Source organism: Rhodoferax sp., assembly GCF_028689305.1.
GTDB lineage: Bacteria > Pseudomonadota > Gammaproteobacteria > Burkholderiales > Burkholderiaceae_C > Rhodoferax.
The window spans coordinates 1,366-2,840 of record NZ_JAQTWM010000182.1; the positions used below are offsets into that span (position 1 = coordinate 1,366).

General features: G+C 62.8%; 1 protein-coding gene and 1 pseudogene. Both read right to left on the reverse strand.

Annotated features, from left to right (window positions below):
• Window positions 1-434 (reverse strand): annotated as a pseudogene (locus PHW99_RS18710) (serine acetyltransferase); the annotation flags it as partial.
• Complete coding sequence (gene cysK, locus PHW99_RS18715) at window positions 431-1,411, reverse strand: cysteine synthase A (protein WP_300181352.1); 981 nt, start codon at window positions 1,409-1,411, stop codon at window positions 431-433. The pseudogene PHW99_RS18710 and the gene cysK, both read right to left, overlap by 4 nt.
• Between the last annotated feature and the right edge of the window lie 64 nt (window positions 1,412-1,475).

The following is a 1,475-nucleotide window of genomic DNA, read 5'->3' on the forward strand; positions in this document are numbered from 1 at the left end:
GCGACCACATCGCTGTCCAGCAAGGCACGAATCTGCGGCAAGGCGTGTGAAAAATCCCGCACGATGGCGACAGAGCGCGCCTCAATCGCCTGCGCGTCGACCAGCTCCGACAGGCGCTGGGCATAACGCAACTCCAGACGCACCTGCACCAGCAGGGCGTGTAACACGCTGTCGAGCGTGTGGCCGACGTAAAAGTCTTCGCTCTCCTGGCGCAAATCGGCCGGACCCAGACGCATGGGAAACAACACGCCGCGCAGCCCGTCGATGATCTGCGCCAGTGCGTCGCGTGAGGGCAGCTCGCGCCCACCGGGCTCGGTGGAGCGCTTTTGCGCCTCGCGCCAGCGCTGGCGCTCGGCGGCTAATTCGGCCACGACCTGCTTCAGGTCAAAAAGAGGTGCGCTGGCTTCCACCGGGCGCAATGCAATGACGCTCATGCACTGACAGCCAGGCCAGCGGCATCAAACAAGCCGTCGAACAGGATGGAACTCAAGTAGCGCTCACCCGAGTCCGGCAGCACCACCACAATGGTCTTGCCCGCATTCTCAGGACGCTGGGCCAGACGCACCGCTGCGGCAGCGGCGGCACCGCCCGAGATGCCTGCCAAAATACCTTCCTCACGCGCCAGACGGCGGGCAAAGTCCACTGCGTCTTCATTGCTGACCTGCTCCACCGCGTCCACCAGCGACAAGTCCAGCACGTCGGGCACAAAACCAGCGCCAATGCCTTGAATCTTGTGTGGCCCGGGTTTGATCTCTTCACCGGCACGGGCCTGGGTCAGCACCGGGCTGGCAGTGGGCTCAACTGCCACCGAGGTGATGGCCTTGCCCTGGGTCTTTTTGATGTAGCGTGAAATGCCGGTGATGGTGCCACCGGTACCGACGCCAGAGACCAGAATGTCGATCTGGCCATTGGTGTCGTTCCAGATTTCAGGACCAGTAGTGGCCTCGTGGATGGCCGGGTTGGCCGGATTCTTGAATTGCTGCAGCAGCACGTATTTCGGGTCGCTGGCGGCAATTTCTTCGGCCTTGGCAATCGCCCCCTTCATGCCTTTGGCCCCTTCGGTCAACACCAGCCGGGCGCCGTAGGCCAGCAGCAATTTGCGCCGTTCGATGCTCATGGTGTCGGGCATGGTCAAGGTGATCGGAATCCCCCGCGCCGCCGCCACAAAGGCCAGCGCAATGCCGGTGTTGCCGCTGGTAGGTTCAACAATTTCCTTGCCGGCCCCAAGCAGCCCGCGCTTTTCCGCGTCCCACACCAAGGCTGCGCCAATACGGTCCTTGACCGAGTAGGCCGGGTTGCGGCCTTCGATCTTGGCCAACACGGTGGCGCCGGCACCTGCAGTGAGGCGGTTGAGCTTGACCAGCGGCGTGCGGCCAATGGAGAGGGAATTGTCGGCAAATGCTTGTGTCATGGTGGTTCCTTTGGGAGTGAAAAAGCGGGCAGCGGGATCAGTCCTGCACCCAGGGCAAGTTGTA